The organism is Arcicella aquatica (assembly GCF_034928825.1).
Lineage (GTDB): Bacteria > Bacteroidota > Bacteroidia > Cytophagales > Spirosomataceae > Arcicella > Arcicella aquatica.
Genome location: NZ_JAYFUL010000017.1, coordinates 24,859 through 47,175, shown reverse-complemented (window position 1 = coordinate 47,175; position 22,317 = coordinate 24,859). Strand labels below are relative to the sequence as shown.

The following is a 22,317-nucleotide window of genomic DNA, read 5'->3' as shown; positions in this document are numbered from 1 at the left end:
AAGAAAAAATGTTTTAGAAATTGAAACTTATTTATGGGTTATTAATTTTTTCTAAGTGTGTAAACCACTCCCAAAGAGTAAGTTCTTCCAGGTGAATAAGACTGAATAATCTGGTCAACATTACTGTCGAAAGTATTATCCTTATTTCCGTCCTGAATAATTAAATTTCTTTGATTTAAGATGTCTGTAATACCACCTTTCAGCATAAGATTTTTTGCTATTTCTTTAGAGAAAGTAAGGTCAACTACATTACGTGGCATTTCGTACCAATCTGGATAACCTGCTGCAAATGAGTTACCTACTGCGTAGATACGCTTACCGATTACGTTGAACAACAAGCTAATTTGTGTATTCTTTTTGGCATCGTTGTAGTTAAGACCAGCATTGATAATATATGGAGACTGCCCTTGTAATGGACGATTATCCGACTGGTTTTGAGCAGAAGAACCAATCTTTACTCGGCTGTAAATAAAAGCAGCGTTGAATACAACATTCATTTTACTTAATAATGCTGATGCTGTTAGTTTATCTAAAGATTTTTTAATTTCTACTTCAAAACCTGCACTATAAGCACTTTCAGCATTACCAAAGCTTAGGTTTGCATTAGTAACCCCGTCAAATATTACTTCAATTGGGTTTTTAAAGTTCTTGTAGAAAGCCGCAATCGAAATTACTTCTGCTGGTGTTGGATAGAATTCATAACGGAAATCATAATTATCAATCTCTGCATTATTCAAATCTGGACTACCAGTAATTACTCTGTTATTTACAAAATCGTAGAAAGAGAATGGAGCTACTTCACGGAATTCAGGGCGATTTAATGTTTTACCATAAGCAAGTCGTAAAAGCGCTTTTTCTGAGAAATTGTAGGTTAAATTCGCAGATGGTAAGATGTTTGTCAAATCACGCTTATAATTTACTGGCACATTTCTACTGATGTCGTAGCTGTTCAATTTCTGAACGTTCTTCTCTACACGTACACCAGCAATTAAGTTCAATTTTTTCGTGAAAGAATAGTTTCCAGAAACATATCCTGCTATTTGATTATTGCTTGCATCGTATGAATCTGAAGCGTTAGTTTGCTCATCAATTTTTACACCGTTTGTACTATTGATATTTTGAAGAGCAAAAATTTGCTCAATTGGTAAGCTACCAATATCAAACAATGAACTATTAGCACGCACATAACCAAGGTTACGAGCGGTAAAGGTACGTTCTTTCTTTTCATAGAAAGCTCCCGCCTTCAATTCTAGTTCTTTATTTCCTTCTGGTGTTGTACCTTTTACTAACGTTAATTTTTGTACTAAATTAATTCCTCCTAAAATAGCGTGTTCGTCTAATACAATATTTGTTCTACCTAAGTTTACAGTTTGTGCTGCACCAAAAGGCACTAATAGTACTGGCGTATTACCTCCATCAATTGAATACCTAAAACGCTTATAATCAGGTCGGTCACTATTTGATTTATTATATCCAACAACCCAGTCTAATTTTGTTTTATTATCATTGAAACTATGACGACCTAACACTTGTCCTGTATAAATTCCACGATATACCTGATCTAAAGAACGAATATTCCAAGTTCCACCGTTTTCTAAACCATTTCTATTCACATACTGAGCGTTGCTCATTTGGTTATACAAGTTTTTGAATTCAAACGTATGGTTTTCGTTCAATCTCAAAGCCCAGTTGTGTAAGAAACCTGCTCTGATTGAATTATTATATTGTAAATCCCTGAATTTAGTATCTTCATTGATAGTCTCTACATTATTTTGATTAATTGAATAACCAAAATCACTTCTAGCCATTTCAAATATTGTACGTGTATTACTATAGTTAACAGCTGTAATGTTTGCTAACTTCAAATCCTCTCTATCAATAAACTTATAAGCACCTGTGATTGAGAAACGTAAATCAGGAATAGCTGTCGAAGATTCTGGCGTCCAAGTATTTCTTAACATTTGTCCAGCTTGTGCTAATGCTGCTTGATTAGATACCGCTATTTGTTTTAATTCGGCAGTACTAGGGAAAAACTTAGGTAAATCTGAATAACCGTTATTGAAGCCTGTGTAAGCATATTTTCCTGTTTGCGGACTAAAAAATTCTTTTCCAGTTGTACCATCACGGTATGCACCACTTACATCAATTGTTAAATAGTTTTCGTCTGGGATACTTTTAGTAAAAATTTTCACAACCCCTCCTGCAAATTCACCAGGTAATTCTGCCGCCGGTGATTTATATACAAGAATACGGTCTATTTGTCCTGAAGGAATTACATCAAATGAAAACGAACGCACGTCCGACTCCATACTTGGTGTAAATACGTTATTTAACATTACAGTGTTGTAACGTTCGTTCAAACCACGAATATTGATAAAACGATCACCAAAGATAGTTACACCAGGAACACGTTTAACTACCTCAGCAGCAGTACGGTCTAATGTTTTTCCGATTTGAGCGGCTGAAATACCACTAACAATTTGTTGAGCAGCTTTAATTTCTGAGATAACTGAAACTTCAGTATTAGTAAGTTTCTGTGCTACTACCCTTACTTCAGAAAGTGTTGTGGCTTGGTCTTCTTCTACAAAAGTGTTGATTTCTGTAACGCTACCATCAACAACCTTAACGTTTTCAATAAATTTTACTTTGTAGCCAACAAATGAAATCTTAAGTTTGTAAGTTCCTACTGGTACGTTAGCAATTGAAAAGAATCCGTTAATATCTGCGGCAGCACCTTTATTGATTCCTTCAATAAAAACGGTTGCTCCTACTAAGTCTTCTTTAGTTACTGCATCTTTGATTGTACCACGAACAGTTCCGCCTTGAGCGAAAGTGAATGAAAGTGAAGAAAATAGAATAATTAATGTGTAAAGTAATTTGTGCCTCATCATACTGGTTTGTTTTTTGATGGCACAAAATTAGGTTGGCTATTTAACCACAGTATTACGCTTGTATTATGCTTAGGTTATGTTTATGTTACCGTAATGTTATGTAAATTAAAATTTGGAGCTATTTATTCGCAAAAACTAGGATACTATCACTACTTTTTACTTTTAATTTAATAATCTTGCCAGAAATGGAACTTGACAACAATTAGTAAGATTTCCTGATTTATCCCCTGTGCATCTGAATGTTTTGTTTAATTTTCTTTTATAAAATTTCCTCAACGATATTCAGCATTAAATTTGGACATTTTACTATTTTTGTAAAACACATCTCAAAATAAGTATTTTAAAAGCAATCATAATTTTTTGCATTCAAACAACATTCATAAGTTAGGTTCATTGCTTGCCTTAAAACATTAAGTAAATCTCCGCCAACATTCATGAGCAACCCTAAAGAAGAATTATATAGCCTTATCAAGAGTGATTTCTCGATTTTTGATTTTATCCAAGAATCAGCATTAGATGGTTTTGGGTATCTTGATATTGAAAATCCTACAAACGATTGGATGAATCCTAAATTTTGGAATACATTAGGTTATAGTGAAAATAAAATTATAGGCAATCAAGCTACTTGGAGAATCTTGATTCACACTGAAGATACTGAAAATTTCTTTGAACACTATAAAAACCCTCATAAGCCTTATAACGAAATTATTCGATTTAAACATCAAAACGGTTCAACTGTTTGGTTTCGTTGCCGTAGCATGGTGATAAGAAATAGCGAAGGACAGGCAATTAATACCATCATTTCTTTTACCGATGTAACGGAATTAATGAGAAAGGATGAGTTCTTGGAACGATGCAATGTAGCTGCGATGGTAGGTTACTGGGAAATTGACATGAAAACCCAAATGCCATACTGGAGTAAAATCACTAAACTGATTCATGAAGTTCCTAATGACTATCAGCCTAATTTATCAACTGCCATCCATTTTTTTGAAGAAGGAGAAAGCAGAGAGCAAATCACAAAAGCGGTAGAATTAGTCATCTCAACTGGACAGCACTATGATATTGATTTAAAAATTGTAACTGCTAAAGGGAATATCAAATGGGTTAGGGCAATCGGACAGGCGGAATTTCATGAAGGAACTTGTATTAGAGTTTATGGTACTTTTCAGGATATTCATAAACATAAACTAGCGCAAGAAGACCTCATTAAAGAAAAACAAAAACTGCAAAGTGTTATTGAAGGTACCAATGCAGGTACCTGGGAATGGAACGTGCAAACAGGTGAAACCCTTTTTAATAAGCGTTGGGCAGAAATAGTGGGCTATTCTTTAGATGAATTAGCGCCAATCAGTATAGATACTTGGTTAAATTTGGTCAATCCAGACGATTTAAAATTATCTGAACTGAAAATTCAAGCTTGTTTTGAAAAACAAACTGAATATTATCAATGCGAATGCCGAATGAAACACAAAGCGGGTCATTGGGTTTGGGTATTTGATAGAGGGAAAGTCGTAAGTTGGACAAAGGAAGGCAAGCCTTTGATGATGTATGGAACGCATTTTGATATTAGCGAACAAAAGAAAAAAAATGAACGTAATATAATATTCATTGAACATACACCTACCGCCATTGCAATGTTTGATATTGAGGTGAAGTATTTGGCAGTATCAGAAAAATGGAGAACAGATTATCATTTAGAAGGTATTGATTTAATCGGGAAATCGCATTACGAGATTTTCCCAGAAATCGGTGATGAATGGAAAAAAATACATCAAGAGTGTTTAGAAGGAAAATCTATTAAATGTGATGAAGATAAATTTGTTAGACAAGATGGTTCTGTTCAATGGCTGAAATGGGAAGTGAAACCTTGGTACACTGAAGATGATGACAAAGTTGGTGGCATTATTATGTATACTGACGACATTACAGAACGCAAAAAAATTGAACAAGCCCTTCTGGAAAATCATACTCTTTTGCAAACTATACTTGAAAGTATAGATGTAGGAATTGTGGCTTGCGACCAACATGGTAGTCTCACGTTGTTTAACAATACTACTAAACGATGGCATGGCTTACCCATCAACAATATTTCTCCAACAGAATATTCCAGTTATTATGGACTTTATCAATTAGATGGTGTAACTCAACTTTCTACAGAAGAAATACCGATAATTAGAACTTTAAAGTCAGGAAGTATTCATAATATGGAAATTATTATTGCTCCCAACAATGAACCAAGCCATATTGTATCTACTTCTGGCTCTCAACTGAAAGGACCTAATGGTGAATTGTTTGGTGCTGTAATAGCCATGCACGATATTACTGAAAGAAAAAAAGCACTAGAACAACTACAAATTAGTGAAGAATCTTTTAGAGGGAATTTTGAAAATGCTGCTATTGGGATGGCCTTACTAGAGCCCGATGGACGATGGAAGAAGGTTAATCAAACACTTTGTAATATTGTAGGTTATACAGAGGACGAATTATTCTCATTAACTTTTCAGGATATTACTCATCCAGAAGACCTTGAAGCAGATTTACATTTACTGAATGAATTAGTAAATGGCGAACGGGCATTTTATCACATGCAAAAACGATATTTCCATAAAAAAGGGAATGTAGTGCATGCTATCCTGGCAGCATCGTTAGCAAGAGATCAGGCTGGTAAACCGCTTTATTTTATTTCTCAAATAATAGATATTACTCAGCAAAAGAAGGCAGAGGAAGAAATTCAGACTCTTTTGGATGTTACAAAAGACCAAAACGAAAGGCTGAAAAACTTTGCACATATAGTTTCGCATAACCTGAGGTCGCATTCTGGGAATATTTCAATGATGATGGATATATTATTGGAAGAATACCCAGCATTATTGGATAACGAATACATCACTTTATTAAAAGCGGCATCTACAAATCTTAAAGAAACTATCATTCATTTAAATGAAGTCGTGTTGATGAATACCACTATTATTGACAATTTGAAGAGTGTCAATCTGTACAATGCGATAGAAAATGCTATTCAAAATGTTTCAGCTTTTGCAAAAGATTCAAATGTAAATATTAAAAACACAATTGGTAAAGATGAACGAGTTTTGGCTGTTCCTGCTTATTTAGATAGTATCATTTTAAATTTTTTGACAAATTCAATAAAGTACAGCACAGAAGAGAGAGATAGTTATGTTAAATTATCGACCTTTGTAGATAAAGGATATGTTGTTTTAAAAGTAGAAGATAACGGACTGGGCATTGATTTAAAACGCCATGGTGCAAAATTATTTGGTATGTATAAGACCTTTCATGCGCATAAAGATGCACGTGGTATTGGTTTATTCATTACAAAGAACCAAATAGAAGCAATGGGAGGAAAAATAGAAGTGATAAGTGAAGTAAACAAAGGAACGACATTTAGTATATATTTTAAACATGAGAAAATTTGATATTGCCTGCATCATTGATGATGACCCAATTTTTATTTTTGGTACAAAAAGAATCATGCAATTAGCTAACTTTTGCGAGGGGTTTTTAATATTTCACAATGGCAAAGAAGCTTATGATAAACTAAAGGCTATTATTATTACTGGTGAAAAACTTCCAGATTTAATTTTATTAGATTTGAATATGCCTATATGGGATGGTTGGCAGTTTTTAGATGAGTTTATCCAGATTCCTAATGAAAAATCAATTACAATCTACATTGTAACAAGCTCTGTGGACCCTGAAGATATTAAAAAAGCAGAATCGTATGAAATCGTTAGTAATTATTTGGTTAAACCTATTAAGATGGAGGATCTCAAAAAATTAATGGAATAAACTAAACATCAAACAATTGGTTTTCAAACACTTAACCATTTACAAAGTAAAATTTTTTACAGTTTAAATCTATTTTTTATATCATACAAATAAATTTTCTACTACCTTTGCAACAGTTTATGGTGCATTAGGCTCGTTTCTATATGAGTTTAAAGCTTAATAGGGAATCAGGTTTTAAGTCCTGAACTGTCCCCGCAACTGTAAGTTTCAATAAAATTATTACCACACTTCGATAACCACTGGTTTAATGGTGATTGAGTGAATGAATGATTGAGTGAATGAAGAAATTCAACAATAATCCTAAAATCAATTGGCTTATTAATCACTAAAATCGCTAAATCACTAAATCACTAAATGAATTGGGAAGGTCAAGGTAATGATGAAACAAGTCAGGAGACCTGCCATTAAATCATTCTTAATTGTTTGCTTACGGAGGATAAGCATCATTGAGCGTTCGATTATTTCTTTTAAACTTTCTTGGTCAATTTTTTCGGTTTATTTCCGTAGGTCAAGACCTAACTATTCAGGTTATGTCTGCTATTTTCACGTATTTGTTACGTTGTAAGCCTATATTTTCGCTCATCTGGATATTTGTATCCTTACATTGCTATGCCCAAGAAATTTCTAACAGACAGATTGATGAAGTAAAAGTAACAGGCTTCTCAAACGAGCATTTTATGGCTGGCTTGAAAGTTAAAAAAATAGATTCAACTACTTTAGCTCGTTTTCAATACCAAACCTTAGCAGATTTCCTGCAATACCAATCGCCCATTACTTTCAAAAGTTATGGAAATGGTCAGTTAACTAGTATTTCTTTCAGAGGCACTTCTGCCATGCACACAGCCGTACTTTGGAACGGTCTGAACATCAATAACCCTATGGCTGGGCAAACAGATTTTTCTACTGTGCCACTCTTAGGCTTCGACCAAATGGCTATCCAATACGGTTCGGCGGCTTCTTGTGTAGGTTCTGATGCTGTGGGTGGGAGTATATTATTGGGTTCTGTTCCACAATGGAAAAAACCTGGCGTAAATCTTACAGTAGGTGGTCAATACGGAAGTTTTGATAATTATAATGGTCAAATAGGATTAAGATTTGTCAGCAACACTAAAAATGGCTTACAACTTTCAGGCAAAACGTTGCTATATGGTAGTATGTACAATAACCATTTTTCAGAAACAGAAAGAACAGATAATATAGGAAGAACTTATCAGATTGAACCATCTGAAACTGCACAGAAGGGGTTAATTCAAGATTTGTACCTAAAACAACAGAACGGAAACCTGCTCTCGTTGAATATTTGGTTGACCGACAACAAACTAAGTATTCAACCTGATATAATTGACTACCGAGAAATTACCCAAACCAAAGCTTCTCGGTTTCTATCTTCCTATCAATTCGGTAATACGAATGTAAAAATGAGCTTTGTAAAAGACATTATTGACTATGGCACTGGCGATTTTTCAGCACCTAGTCATTCTGAAACAGATCGTTACATTGCTCGTGCCGAACATGAAATTAGCTATAAAAAGGCAAATTCACGATGGAATACTAATATCAAAATAGGTGGAGAGTTTGTGCATTATGTTGCCCATGTAGATGGCTATGACAGTGGTGCCATTAGCGAAAACCGTCAAGATATATTTGCACTCATCCGTAATCAATTCACTGACAAGCTAACGGCTTCACTTAATCTTCGTCAAGCTTTTTCAAATCGTTATCAAGCTCCCTTTACGCCCTCGTTAGGGATTGAATACTTATTGCTTTCTGCCAAGAAAAGCCAAATGGCGGTCACAGGTAATGTAGCGAGAAGTTATCGTTTACCGACCCTTAATGAGCGTTACTGGAAAACACTTGGGAATCCAAATATTCAACCCGAAAGTGGTTTCAACAAAGAAGTAGGTATTAATTGGAAACAAGTAATTTCCGAAGAACTTAATACCTCACTAGGCGTAAATGCCTATCATAATTTAATTGATAATTGGACCTACTGGAACCCTGACAAAGGATATCGTGTGGAAAACCTACAGCAGGTACTAACAAAAGGATTTGAGGTTACGGGCAATATAAAATACCTCAAAGGGAAAATGCTAGCGGGTATTACCACTACTTATGCTTATACCCATGTTTCTCAACAAAAAATGTATGCTGCTTATACCGAAGACATTATCGGCAAGCAAATGATTTATGTGCCTCTGCATACCGTTTCGGGGACTGCCTATGTAGGTAAAGGAAACTGGACATTAAATTTTCAAGGCTTATATAACTCCGAACGTTATATCACTTTTGATCATTCTGGTCGTCCTTTTCCTCCATATTTTATATTGAATGCTACTATTTCAGGGAAAATATACGTAGGGAAAACACAAGCTAATTTACTCTTTCAAATGAATAATCTAACAGATACTGTGTATCCAAGTGTGAAGAAAAAAGCCATGCCCGGGCGAGGCTTTTCACTGGGGTTAGTTTTTAATATTTAGCATCTGATAGGCTTTCGGTCATCGGCTATCAGCTTTCAGATGAAAGCATTAATACTTAAAGCCGACGACCGAAAGCTGAAGTCCAAAAAAATATTTTTTTCAATTTTAATCCATTAAAACAATGCAATTTAATTCTATTATCATTCGCTCATTAGTGGCAAGCACGTTGTTCTTGTCATTAAATGCTTGTAATTCAACCTCAGAACCTGAACCTTCTCAACCTTATGATACTGGTATTTTTGTAGTAAATAGAGGCAATTTCACGGATAACAATGGCTCAATCACGTTCATCAACCCCACTACCAAAGTTAGTAGTTTTGATATTTTCCAGAAGGAAAATCTTAATTCAGTGGCTGGTGGAGTAGCTGACTACGCAGATGTTGATGGTTCAGGGGTAATCTTAGTAGATAATCAAACTGCTGGAAAAGACTATATCCAAATCGTAAATGCTCGTACTTTCAAAGCTATAGCAAAAATAGATTCTAATATGGTTGAAAACCCTAGTGCTGTGATAAAGGCTGGGACTAATAAAGCATATATTTCTTGTTGGGATACTTTTAATGCTGATTATTCTTATAAGCCTGGTACTGTATTAGTAATTGATTTAACTAAAAATAAAATAACCAAAAAAATTACGGTTCAACAAGGTGCAGACAAAATGGTTGCTATTGGCAATGAGGTGATTGTTTCGTCAACTACTTACAGTGGGACAAAAAATATTTCTATTATCAATACTCAAACAGATGCTGTTTCTCAAACAGTAGAAATAGGTTCTAACCCTCGCTTGATTGGTACAGATGCAAATGGTAAATTATGGTTCTATGCAGGTGAAAAATTTGTAAAATTCAACCTAAGTACTAAGACAGTCGAAAGTCGTACTGCTTTTGCTACAGAGAGTACTCTTGATCAATCGGCTAAAAGTTTTACTTTCAATAAAGATAAAAATACTATTCTATTTGTATATTCTTATGAAGACCCTGCTGATGACTGGAAAGCTAAAGGAGAAACTTATAGTTTTAATATTAATGATGCTAGTATTTCTACAGCAAAGCCATTCATCAATAAACTATTTACAGGTTTAACAACTGACCCTGCTACGGGTAACATTTACGCTGGTTTTACCCCTTCTTATAAGCAAGCGGGGTATGTATTCAGATACCAACCAAATGGAACATTAATTGATTCTTTAAAAGCTGAAATAAATCCTGTAGGATTTATTTTAAAATAATTCATCTTCAGATTGGTCAACCTTTAAAAGTTGACCAATGTATGAAACAACTATCCAAGTATGAAACAAACTATCAACCCTCGCTTTTTAACCTTGCTTTGCTTCATACTAGCCATTGCCTTGTTAAGAATTGCCAACTCGGCACAGCTTACGCCTGTTGCTAACTATACACCACTAGGTGCTATGGGGCTTTTTGGTGGAGCATATTTTACTAGTCGATGGAAGGCATTTGCATTTCCTCTTCTTACAATATTAGTAAGCGATATTGTAATCAATAAGGTAATTTTTCAAGGTAAATATGGAATGATGTATGAGGGTTGGTATTGGATTTACGGCATTTTTGCAATCGTTGTATTGTTCGGCAGAATAATACTCCAGAAAATCAATGTGCAGAATATTGTATTAGCAGCGGTGATTGCTTCGGTTTCACATTGGGTTTTGGCAGATTTAACCGTTTGGATTGGCGGAGGTACAGACTTGAGAACAAACCTACCATTAACGCGGGATTGGGCAGGCTTACAACAATGCCTTATACAAGGTTTTCCATTTATGAAAAACTTTTTGGTAGGAACACTTGCCTACTCAGCCTTGCTTTTTGGCAGTTTTGAATTGTTACAAGTTCGTTTTCCAAGCTTGGCAAAAGCCTAATAGATGTGGAATTTCGTATTTCATTTGGCAATTATCTCTACTTCTAATCACTAAATTACCAATCACAAATCACTCATTATGAAAGTCGTCTCTTTTCTTCCAGCCGCAACGCAAATGATTTACGACATGGGTTTGCAAGACTTACTCTATGGCGTAACCTTTGAATGTCCGCCAACTTCAAGAACTGAAAATGAAATTTTGGTGCGTTGTGTGCTAGAAGGGAAAGACTATTCGAGTACTGAAATTGATAAAATTTTTTCAGCGTCTAAAGCTCAAGGGAAAAGCTTGTATTATGTAGAAGAAGATAAATTACAAGCCATAGCTCCCGATGTAGTAATTACGCAAGATGTTTGTGAAGTATGCCAGATTGATACAAAATGTACGCAAGCAGTAATTGATAATCTTGAGAAAACGCCTCTGGTTGTTACCCTTACCCCACAAAGCTTAGAAGATGTTTTTCAGACAGTAATTACCATTGCTACAGCGTTGGGTAGAGAAGAAGCTGCGTATCAGCACTTGGCGAAGCTTCAAATGAGAATTGATAATGTTATTGACAAACTCAGAGAACATAGAGCTTTACCCAAAAGAGTAATGTTGTTGGAATGGATAGAACCAATATATAATTGCGGACACTGGATTCCTCATCAAATTGCTTATGCAGGTGGAGTGGATATGTTAAGTAATCCTTCGGGAGACAGTATTGTAACCCAATGGGAAAAAATATTGAAGTACGACCCCGAAGTATTAATCATTGCTCCTTGCGGTTTTGATACGCAAAGAAGTATAGAAGAATTGCATTTATTAACCATAAAAAGCGGTTGGGAAAACCTAAGGGCAGTTCAAAATAAAGCCGTTTTTGTACTTGATTATGATTTGTTTACCCAGCCCAGTGCATCGACCTTAGTAAATGGTATTGAAATTTTGGCAGCATTATTTCATCCTACACTTTTCACAATTCCCCAACACCTAGTTCATAAAGTTTACCCTATTTTTAATCAAACTCTAGTTACATAATTTTTGAATTATGTTTCTTCATCTAAGAAAACTCCCTCTAATCTATCTAAAGTCTGGAACGAAAGTTTCAGGCTTTTTTTGTGCAGTATTAAATTGTCTATTATGAAGAATAATTTGGGTAAATACATTGTATTTTACTTAAGTCGTTTTAGATTAGAACAAAAGCTTAGCAAAGCTAAATGATTTACGCGTTCCATCTCATGAAACCTTCTAGGTATTATTTTTTTATTTATCTTTGACTTAAACATTTTTTTATAACTATGCAATTCCATATAGAAAATACGAGTTCGATTCATAAAGCATCCATTAATCTCAATGGCTTGACAGTAATCGGAGGGGAAAATGATACAGGAAAGAGTACCGTAGGAAAGCTTCTATTCGCTATCGTTAAAGGTATTAGTAGATTTGAACAAGACCTTTATGTTGGTAAGGAGCAGAATATCACTCGTCTTATTGAAAACCTTTACTTTTCAATAAGACGAATTACTAAAGTTAATGAAGAAATCAGAATCGCATTTTATCCACCAAGGTTTCTAAGAGAGCTAAAAGTATTTTCAAATGGTTTTAGTATTACTCTTATCAATAAAGAGTTAGACGATTTATTTCTCGCAAAAGAATATATCATTTATAGTTTTGATGTATCAAAAGATGACCAGAAAAGCTTAATAAAGAAACTCTTACTAATAAAAGAAGAGTTTCTTCGTGAAGAAGATAGAAGTGAAACGATAAAAAAAGCTCTTAGCCAAGCATTTTTTTCAGAGTTTTATGCTGAGATCTCACCTAAAAATAATTCTTACAAATCTCGCTTATATTTGGAAGAATCTAGCAATAAAATTTTTGAAATAGAGATAGAGAATAATTCTATTAAACGGTTTGACCTTTATGATGAATTTTTCTTCAATGAGGTCACTTTCATAGAGACGTCTATTGTTTTACAATTGCACGACATTATAAATTCAGCTCAAACACTATTTGATTATATTGACGATTTAAGTAATATAAACTATTCGTCCAACAAAGTATCACTGCACTTAAAAGATTTAGTGTCAAAGATTAAAACAGCTGAATATTATGCCCCTAATTTATTTTCTTCAAACTCAATAATTGATACTATTTCGCAAACTATTGGTGGAGAGTTTTCTTTTGAAAAAGAACAAAGTGATTTCAAATATTTAACTCAAAAGAATGATGCCATTAGGCCGGTAAATACTGCATCTGGCATAAGGTCATTTGGAGTAATACAACTCTTGCTAAAATCAAATATTTTAAATAATCGAAGTCTTTTAATTTTAGATGAACCTGAAACACACCTTCACCCAAAATGGCAAGTAGAATACGCAAACCTAATTATTGAACTCGTCAAAAATGATATATCAATATTAGTGACATCTCATAGCCCTTATATGATTCAGGCTTTAAATACATTTAGCAAAAAAAATGATATTCAGGGCAATACCTCATTCTATCTCGCTGAAAAAAATCCTGAAACTAATAATTCTGAAATAGTGGACGTAAGTAAAGATTTGAATAAGTTGTTCCAAAAACTATCAGAACCTCTACAAGAATTACTATGGCAATAGAAGTATTTTTAAACAAATTATATGAGGATGGATACAAATATAATTTCTTTCATTCTTCTACAATCGCTCAATTAGACAAATCATGCTGCTCTTCATCAATCACAGAAGTGATTGACTTCGATAGAACGAAAGAGTATATCGTAAAAGTAAAAGGCTTAGTCACAGTCAAATCTTGTGATGCAATAAAAATAATTCCTCGCCTTGAAAGAATAGATTTTATTGAGCTGAAAGGGTTTAAGCAATTTCTACGTTTTAATCCCCCATCAGATATTAGAAAAGCTCAACAACAAATTGAGAAGTATGATTTATTGACTAAAATTTATGATAGTGCTGATACCATTATGAATTTGATTATTTCAAGTAAGGAGTTTCAATATTCCCCAACCGAAAGAATAAAATACATAGATGTCCATAAATATTTTATAGTAGTAACGGATATATCTCCAAAAAAAAATTCCATCGAATCAATTGCCGTTTCACTCGATTTTTTAGCTAATTATTCTACCCCAATTGAATATCAAATCTTTGAAATGTTCAGTGACAACGTACAGAATATAAGAAAAGATGTTTTTGCCAATTTTAAAGATACCATACTTATTCCTTGTGAAAACCTTGATGAGTTTTATGAACGACTCAAGCCTTAATCAAACCATCTTATAGTTCCTGTACTCGCCAATTCTATAGCCTGTTAGCTTTTCAATTGTCATTTTTAGTTGGTTTTTTAAGCTAAGTTTTTTTTCGTGAATATCATAATCAAACATCCAATTTACACTATCAATTCTGGCTTGCATAACGGCAGGATGTGTGCCATCAAATAGTGTTAATGAATCTATTTCTGAATAATCAAATGCTTCGAGCACCTCCTTGATTTTATCAACATCGTGCCCCTCTCCCCAAAAATTAATCGAACTTTTCATTTTTTCACGCTGGATTTCTGGGGGTTTTACCCAACCATAATGATAGATATAAGCATCAATTAATTTTACTTTTAATTTCTGATTATCTACCGTTCTAAAACCTTGTGCATCCTTATAGGAATGTACTTTACCTGTATTTCTAATCACCCTGATTTCTCGTCGATACCAGCGATGTGCATTACCTACATAACGGTATGAACCATAAAAATGTGTATAGTTAAACAGCAAACCTTCTACTTCAGTTTTATGCAAATTATCCTGCATGGCTTTTTTAATAACAGGCAGGTATTTTTCATGTACTACTTCATCCCCTTGTATATAAAAACACCAATCAGCATCAGGCGAAACAGCAGCTAAGGCTTTATCTGTTTCAACGGCAAGTACTTGTCCACCTTTGCGAAGCGAATCATCCCAAACGGTTTCTATTATTTTTATTTTTGGCGAATCTATACTTTGTATCAACGCTAATGTGGCATCTTCTGAATTTCCCACGGCTACTACTACTTCATCGCAAATTGGCAATATTGAAGTAATGGCTTCCACAATGGGATAATCAAATTTTATAGCATTCCTAACAAAAGTAAATCCAGATATTTTCATAACGTTATTCAGAAAAAGGCAGAAATTTTGGATAGCTCTCCAAAGCCTTTGGTGTTTGTGAATTAAGTGGTTTTCCAGCTAAAACTGTTTCATAATAAGTAATATACTTCTCGGTCATTGCCTTTGCCGAAAATACATCTTGCGCATATTCATGACAAAGTTTAGGCGAAAAATGGTCAACATTCTTGAGTTGTTCTACCAATTCATGTTGATGATTTGACAGAAATCCTACTTCTGGATGAATCAATTCAGGTAATGACCCATAAGTGGTACCAAACACCGCTGAACCCATATAAAGGCTCTCAACAATGGCCAAACCAAATGGCTCGTGCCATAAAACTGGGAAAAGCAAGGCTTTGGATTGGTTCAATATTTGTAATTTTTCTTGTCCTCCTATCATCCCATGAAACCGTACATTGAGGTCGGGCGTGAAACGAAAACCCATTTTGAAATTTAAGCGACTGCCACCCATTACCACTAATTTATGATGACTCCGTTTGGCAATCTCAATTGCCCCTTTTACATTTTTCACACGCCAAGCAGCTTTTGCTAAAAAATGAAGATGTTTTCGTGGAAGGTTAAAATCTGGCTTTCCATATTCATCAAAGTCGATTCCGTTATATACAAAGGCTTCTCCACCATGGCGTTCTGCATGGTTTTTAGATACAAAAACGGTATTAATTGCTAATTTTTCGGAATTATGGGGATTACCATGAACAGTAACTATTTGAGGCTTTTGAGTGGCTTCATAAGTAGAATTTAGGTGTACGATATCAATATCATTAGGAATTTGTTCATTGATGCTCTTATTCTCATCATATGGTAATACTTTGGCAAAAGGGCAACTAGAACCCTCTTTTACTAAAAAAGTAACCTTGTGTCCTAATTCATTTAAGTATTTACCTAACCACCAAACCATCCGCTCTGTCCCTCCATATTGACTAACTGGCAATAAGGCATTATGTTGAATAAGTATATTCATGCTAAGCTATTATCGAGTTTTCACACGCTGAATATCTTCAGTAGGAAACAATTTTTCTATTATTTTTTTTAAACGAATTTGCGTATTAGGTATTCTTTTTTGAATGGGTATTTTAGCAAAATCCCATTTACTAACAACCTCTATATCTTGTTCAAAAGAACGAGAAGATAGAAATGAATCGGCTAAAAATCTTTGAATTACTTCATTCCATTCAAATTTATTTGCCCAATAATGTCCAATACTGCTACTAGCTGGCTTAATTTCTCCAAATTCAGACATTGCTACAGATATAGCAAATTGCTCTATCAATCTTCTACTGACTTTTGCTAAAAGCATATTATCACATATAATCAACGCCATTTTTACAATATTCATCCCTATTGGTGCTGGTAAAGCTACAACACCTGCATTCCACATACAATGTTCTGAATGAATAACTACTCCTCCAAAAGATTTTTTGCCTACTTGTCTCCACATAAGCCTCTCAGTTTTACTTTTGAGGGTCGAAAGTTTCCCTTCATTCAAGTGCATCAGAGGATGCTTTAAGCTAGCCTTTAATTGCCTTATATCAGCATATAAAAAAGTATCTGTATCTAAGTAAAGTACATCTTCATCAGGATGAATAGAACAGATATATTCAATCGCTTTAATTTTTACCCTCCAAAAAAAACTATACTCTCCCTCCCATTCTTCCAACAAGCCCTTGCTGATTTCTACAATATTCACTCGCGCTGATACGCGCTGATAATACCTTGGAGCATCAGTTAGAATATAAATTCTATCTGAAGTGCTCATCTGGCTCAGAAATGAACAAATAGAAAAATATGCTTGGGTATGGTTTCGTTGCTCTTCACCGAAAACCAAGTATAAAATATTCATAATTAGTTAAGATTACTCAGGACTTTTTTTACAAAAAACTTTAAATGATATTTCAGTTTTATTTCATCAGAAATATGCTTGTAGGGTGTCTTGAAAAATGCCTCTGGAATATCTAACTTATTAAAATCTATTACCATAATATTGTTAGGATGATAAAAATCATAGGCCTTCACTGATTGATTATTTGTAATAATTTTTTTATTCATTCCTAAACTTTCAAATATCCTAAAAGAAAGCCCATGTTGATTTGGCTTTGCTATATCTAGAATTATTTCGTAATGATTCAGCAATTTCAACATTTCTTGATAAGGTATAGATTCTTTTAAATACTCTATATAGGGGCTTTTCAATTTTTCCTTCGATTGTCTAGTTAGGAAACGATAGCTAATCTTCTTTGCTTCCAAATATTTACCCATAGCATTAAACATTTCAAATCGTTTTTTTTCAAGATGTGAAATACAAAATACTGTTTTATCTATAGGTACGGGTTGAGGCTCAAAATAGTAAAAATTAGTAAGCAATTCTAGGTTATATGTTTTGCAATCTTCAAGGTCAAAAGAATAGACTTTATCAAAATATGTCATAATATCTTTTTTTCTTGGGAAAAAAGACATCGTATCCCAATAATAAGCTATCAGCTTGGTGGTTTTACGCTTTAAAATTGACAATTCTGCATTGGTTAGTAAATCAGGCCTTATCACAAAAATCAAATCATAGTGATTTTCAAGTCTATCAAACCTTTTTTGCATTATTTTACGATGATAAACTTCTTTAATATTTCTGTTTAAAAATATTTTTGACAGAAAATTTATTATCCGTTGTCCTTTATTTCGATATCTATATCTTGGCGAAACATTGGATAAAAAATCCGTTTTTATACTATTCTGATATAAATTGAATTCGTCTAATATAACTTGATAAATATTGGCTGCCGTAGTAGGTGAAATAAAAAGTATATGTTTCATCTTTCTGTAAATGAATGTTGATTATCAAATATTTAAGTTTACAAAAAGCTAACTTTTTATTTCTATTTTACTAAAACCTCTATTATTTCTCTCCAATTTTATTTGGGTTGAAATTCTTTCTTTGATTGATTCTACGTGTGAAATAATCCCTATATTCTTTTGTCCTTCTTGCTGTAGTTTTTCTAAAGTACTCAACGCCAAATCAAGCGTTTCGGGGTCGAGGGTACCAAAACCCTCATCAATAAAAAGACTTTCAAGTTTTACATTCTTAGAGGCCAAATCTGATAAGGCTAATGCCAATGATAAACTCACCATAAAGGTCTCTCCACCCGAAAGTGTTTTTACCGAACGACGCTCATTTCCCATATACTGGTCAACAATCATGAGTTCATCATCCTCATTCTCAGCGGGTTTGTCCAATAAGTACCTATCTGACAGCTCCGCTAATCGTCGATTAGATAAAGCCACCAGTCTCGTTAATGTCAAGCCTTGTGCAAATGTACTAAATTTTTTCCCTTCTGCATCTCCAATATATCGGTTTAATAATTCCCACTTCAAATTAGATTTTTCTAAGAACACAATTTCTTGTGTTAAAACTGACACTTCGTTGAAAAGCGTGTTCTGAGACTGTATTTTTACCCTTAAATCTACCACTTCATCAGCCACTGCTTTTCGCTGTTCTTGCAAAGTTTTACTAAATGCTATAAGCTCTTCCAAGCCTATTCTTGGGTTATCTTCTTGCTGTTTTTGTTCAAACTCTATTCTTTTACTCTTCAATTCGTTTTCTAAAACTGTTATTCTTGTTCTGAGTTTTTCTTGTTCATCACGCAAGCTTTTACTTTGTTCTACAGAAAGCAATTGTTTTTGAGCTTCCTCTACACCGGTAAAACCTAAACTCTGCAAAGCCTTCAACAATTCATCTTGTACTTCTTTTACCGCTTCACTCTTTTCTTTAATTTCTGTACGAAGTTGCTGAATTATATGTTGATTAGCAGTGATTTTTGTTTGTAATTCAGAGAATTGTTGTTGTAGTATATCACAATCATTATTGATATTCTTGCCAGCATATAAACCTTTAATGGTATCAAGAAGGGTATTTTTCTGTTCTTGAAAACCTTTTGTTTCTTTTACAATTTTGTGTAAAGTCCTTAAATCTTCTAATACTTTAGCAGACTTTACCAATAGGTTCAAAGCTTCTGTTTGCCCTTCTTTCAATTTTATTTGGTCTTGCACCCACGTCCTGTTCCCTACTTTATCTAGCTGTAAATTCTGTTTTATATCCGTTATTTCTACATGCTTTTCAGTTAGTTTATCCTGAAATCCTTGCTTTTTCTGTTGTTCTTTTATTTCAATTTGTCGTGCTGAAGCTATTTGTGTTGTCAAAATATTCACTTCATTGCTTAATCCTTTTTCTGCTATTTTCTGAGCTTTTAAGTCTTGGTCTATCTCCACATAATTATTAGCATAGTGGCTCAGAAAAGGATGTTCCAACGAACCGCAAAGCGGACAAGCTTCGTCTTTTTTCAACAACGTAGCTCTATCTTTTTCAAAATTGTAAGACTTTCCTAAACGTTCTTTTTCACTTTCTAACTGCTCTATTTTCTTAATAAGTGTAGCTAGTAAGGTTTGTTTTTTTTCAAGAACAAGCGTGTTTAAATTTTGGCTTTCAAGCTGGTTTTTCTCCTCTTTTTCAGCTTCATTAAAAAGCGTCTTTAGGTTACTATACTCACTAATCAATTGGTTTAGTTGATGGTACAATTTCACCTCAAACTCTAACCGATATCCTTTTTCTTCTATTTCTTCTGGTGATGAAATCTCAGCAATTTCATACCATTTTTCCATCTGTACTTTCTGTGCCTGTGCGACCGATTGAATAAGTACTAAAGAACTATCAGCCAATTGATTGACTGACAAACTACTTAATTGAGGAATTCTCAGGAAGGATATTGACTCGTTAATTTGCTGTTGCTTAGCCTTCAATGTACCTTCTTGTTCGCTCAACTCACGCATTAATTCCGTTACTTTTCTACGATACTCTAACAATACCTCACGTGCATTCTCTGCTCCTACTTCTTGTTTAGTCAGCGCTGCAATGGCTTCTAGGTTTTGTTTAAATGCCTCTTGATTATTAAGTAAATCCTTCGTTTGAGTTTCTTGCCTATTTTGCAGATTTACAAGTTCTTTTTCATCATTCTTTACCTGTGCAATCTGCTCTCTGAAAGGTTCAACAAGTTGGTGTTGCTGTAATATTGGTAGCTTCTCCGTTTCAAATTGTTGCCAAATAGCCTTCGTACTAACAAAATCTTTTTCCTTCTGAAATATTTCTTGATTGATGATTGCCAAGGCATTTTTTACTCGAATACTTTCTGAAGTTTTTTCAATATTTTCATTCGCCTGACTAATCAATAATTCTTTTTCAAGTAAATCTTTTTCCCAGTTTTCAGCAATCTCTTTGGCTACTAATTTATCTGAAACACTTTTTATTTGATTACGCTTAAGCTTTAATTCTCCACCTTTTTCATTATTAATTTCAAAAGCTTTTTTACCTAATAAGCGATAAATTTGCATACCCGTGATATCTTCCAGCAATTTTCCACGCTCGTCTTTCCCCGACTTCAAAAACTTTGAAAATTCACCTTGCGAAAGCAAAATTGATTTTACAAATTGATCATAATTCAACCCTATCAGGCTTTGGTTTTTATCAGGTACATCTGTTTTTTTATTGGTAATAATCTGGTCTTTGGCTTTATCAATTAGCTCCATGCCATAATCATTCAGATTATTGTTTCTATTGACATTTATCCACCATTTAGACACATATACCCCCGACTTACAAACATATTCTACTTCAACGACACATTCTTTTTCCCCACGAGTCAGAATTGACCCGCCAGAACCCACTAAATCCTTAGAAATCTTTTTATCAAATCTTGGTACTCGGTTGAACAATGCCAAAGTGATGGCATCAAGCAAGGTAGATTTCCCCGCTCCCGTTGGGCCAACAATGGCAAAAAGCCCAGCTGTTGATAGTGGACTTGCCGTAAAATCAATACTATGCTCTCCTTTAAAAGAGTTGATATTTTTTAAATATATTTTATTGATTTTCATCGCCTAATTCTCCTCCTTAACTTTTTGTAATAATTCCGTAAAAGCTTCCATCAATAAAGCCTGATGTTCTTCTGAAAGTCCGCTTTCTTTTTCCAATCTTCTTTTTAAAATCTCGGTTTCATTGATATCATCAATGTGTTCTCCTTCATAAAAAAGCTCTTCGGTACTTTGTACTTCATTTTTAAACGTAATTCTATGTTTCAGCACAATGGCATTGTCGTCTTCAAAAACGGCTATGATGTCATTCAACTCTCTTGTTAAAAGCGGGTTATGCAATTCTTCAATTACTTCTATTTCTAAAAATGCTTTCAAAAGGCATTCATTTTGAAAACTACTCAGTTGACTTTTCACCTTTTCAAAATCTCCGCTTATTTTCTTTAATAACCTGTTTTTAGGAATAAGAATATCTTCTATCCGCGTAATTTTACCATGTTTCACTTCCAATTCAGTAATAACCTTCAAATCACTTTTTTCACTAAAACTCAACGCTATCGGCGACCCAGAATAACGAATATGTTCTTTCCCTGACACTCTCTGTGGTCGATGTATGTGTCCTAATGCTACATAATCAAGTAGCTCAGAAAAATCACTTCCTTCAAAAGAAGCCAGATTACCTATCTGGATTTCTCGTTCAGATTCAGACCCGATAGAACCATTTGCATATAAATGCCCCATAGCGATAACAGGTATCCCTGGGAAACGTTCATGACATATATTAGCTAATTGGTCATAATGATTTTTAATACCATTCCGTACTGCTTCAATACGTCCTGAGGGCGTTTCTCCCTCCACTGGCTGACGCAAATCCGCATCCCGCAAATAAGGAATAGCACAAACAATTACCTCCTTTAAATCAATTATTTGGTCTTCAATATTGGGCGTAACACCGCCAATAACGATAACATCCAACATCGCCAGAATATCCTTTGGTGCATTTAGCATTGACACAGAGTCGTGGTTTCCACCCGTAATAATGATTTTGCATTTCTGTACAATCATTTGTCGTAAAAACCAATAATATAGCATTCTGGCTTCGGCAGGAGGATTGGCAAGGTCGAAAATATCCCCAGCAATTAATAAGACATCAATCTCTCGTTCTTGGATAGTGGCTATCAGCCAGTCCAAAAACAGTTGATGGTCTTCGTGAAGGTCGTATTTATGGAGTTTTTTACCCAAATGCCAATCGGCAGTATGCAGAATTTTCATGGAATG

General features: G+C 34.2%; 15 protein-coding genes and 1 riboswitch. Of the genes, 8 read left to right on the top strand and 7 right to left on the bottom strand.

Features of this window, described 5'->3' with window-relative positions:
- Positions 1 to 41: 41 nt before the first annotated feature.
- Positions 42 to 2,891 (bottom strand): TonB-dependent receptor, encoded by a 2,850-nt coding sequence (locus VB264_RS11800; RefSeq protein WP_323249583.1) that lies wholly within the window; start codon positions 2,889 to 2,891, stop codon positions 42 to 44.
- A gap of 434 nt (positions 2,892 to 3,325) precedes the next feature.
- Between VB264_RS11800 and VB264_RS11795 the strand changes: the two genes are divergently transcribed.
- The 8 genes from VB264_RS11795 to VB264_RS11760 all read left to right on the top strand — a co-directional run bounded on the left by VB264_RS11795 (position 3,326) and on the right by VB264_RS11760 (position 14,298).
- Positions 3,326 to 6,331 (top strand): PAS domain-containing sensor histidine kinase, encoded by a 3,006-nt coding sequence (locus VB264_RS11795; RefSeq protein WP_323249581.1) that lies wholly within the window; start codon positions 3,326 to 3,328, stop codon positions 6,329 to 6,331.
- Positions 6,318 to 6,704, top strand: a complete 387-nt coding sequence (locus VB264_RS11790; protein WP_323249579.1) for a response regulator — start codon at positions 6,318 to 6,320, stop codon at positions 6,702 to 6,704. The genes VB264_RS11795 and VB264_RS11790 overlap by 14 nt, the downstream gene beginning before the upstream one ends.
- 103 nt (positions 6,705 to 6,807) lie before the next feature.
- Positions 6,808 to 7,124, top strand: a riboswitch (cobalamin riboswitch).
- Between the two features lie 110 nt (positions 7,125 to 7,234).
- A complete protein-coding gene (locus tag VB264_RS11785; protein ID WP_323249577.1) occupies positions 7,235 to 9,184 on the top strand; it encodes a TonB-dependent receptor plug domain-containing protein in 1,950 nt (649 codons plus the stop codon).
- 121 nt (positions 9,185 to 9,305) lie between these two features.
- Positions 9,306 to 10,412 (top strand): YncE family protein, encoded by a 1,107-nt coding sequence (locus VB264_RS11780; protein ID WP_323249575.1) that lies wholly within the window; start codon positions 9,306 to 9,308, stop codon positions 10,410 to 10,412.
- Between the two features lie 60 nt (positions 10,413 to 10,472).
- Positions 10,473 to 11,060 carry a DUF6580 family putative transport protein gene (locus VB264_RS11775; RefSeq protein ID WP_323249573.1) on the top strand — a complete coding sequence of 196 codons (588 nt, stop codon included), beginning with the start codon at positions 10,473 to 10,475 and terminating at the stop codon, positions 11,058 to 11,060.
- A 78-nt stretch (positions 11,061 to 11,138) separates the two neighbouring features.
- Complete coding sequence (locus tag VB264_RS11770) at positions 11,139 to 12,074, top strand: ABC transporter substrate-binding protein (RefSeq protein ID WP_323249571.1); 936 nt, start codon at positions 11,139 to 11,141, stop codon at positions 12,072 to 12,074.
- A 260-nt stretch (positions 12,075 to 12,334) separates the two neighbouring features.
- Positions 12,335 to 13,654, top strand: coding sequence for an AAA family ATPase (locus VB264_RS11765; protein ID WP_323249569.1), 1,320 nt, complete (start codon positions 12,335 to 12,337; stop codon positions 13,652 to 13,654).
- A complete protein-coding gene (locus tag VB264_RS11760; RefSeq protein WP_323249567.1) occupies positions 13,645 to 14,298 on the top strand; it encodes a hypothetical protein in 654 nt (217 codons plus the stop codon). Before VB264_RS11765 ends, VB264_RS11760 begins: the two co-directional genes overlap by 10 nt.
- On the opposite strand, the gene VB264_RS11755 is transcribed toward VB264_RS11760, so the two are convergent.
- Genes VB264_RS11755 through sbcD form a run of 6 tightly spaced genes read right to left on the bottom strand, consistent with a single transcriptional unit; the run spans position 14,299 to position 22,311 of the window.
- Positions 14,299 to 15,171, bottom strand: coding sequence for a glycosyltransferase family protein (locus tag VB264_RS11755; RefSeq protein ID WP_323249565.1), 873 nt, complete (start codon positions 15,169 to 15,171; stop codon positions 14,299 to 14,301).
- A 4-nt stretch (positions 15,172 to 15,175) separates the two neighbouring features.
- Positions 15,176 to 16,153, bottom strand: a complete 978-nt coding sequence (locus tag VB264_RS11750; RefSeq protein WP_323249563.1) for a glycosyltransferase — start codon at positions 16,151 to 16,153, stop codon at positions 15,176 to 15,178.
- A 9-nt stretch (positions 16,154 to 16,162) separates the two neighbouring features.
- Positions 16,163 to 17,032 carry a hypothetical protein gene (locus VB264_RS11745; protein ID WP_323249562.1) on the bottom strand — a complete coding sequence of 290 codons (870 nt, stop codon included), beginning with the start codon at positions 17,030 to 17,032 and terminating at the stop codon, positions 16,163 to 16,165.
- Between the two features lie 2 nt (positions 17,033 to 17,034).
- Positions 17,035 to 17,997, bottom strand: coding sequence for a hypothetical protein (locus VB264_RS11740; protein ID WP_323249560.1), 963 nt, complete (start codon positions 17,995 to 17,997; stop codon positions 17,035 to 17,037).
- 48 nt (positions 17,998 to 18,045) lie between these two features.
- Positions 18,046 to 21,105: an AAA family ATPase gene (locus tag VB264_RS11735; protein ID WP_323249559.1), complete on the bottom strand. Its 3,060-nt coding sequence runs from the start codon at positions 21,103 to 21,105 to the stop codon at positions 18,046 to 18,048.
- A gap of 3 nt (positions 21,106 to 21,108) precedes the next feature.
- Positions 21,109 to 22,311 carry an exonuclease subunit SbcD gene (gene sbcD, locus VB264_RS11730; protein WP_323249557.1) on the bottom strand — a complete coding sequence of 401 codons (1,203 nt, stop codon included), beginning with the start codon at positions 22,309 to 22,311 and terminating at the stop codon, positions 21,109 to 21,111.
- Positions 22,312 to 22,317: the final 6 nt, after the last annotated feature.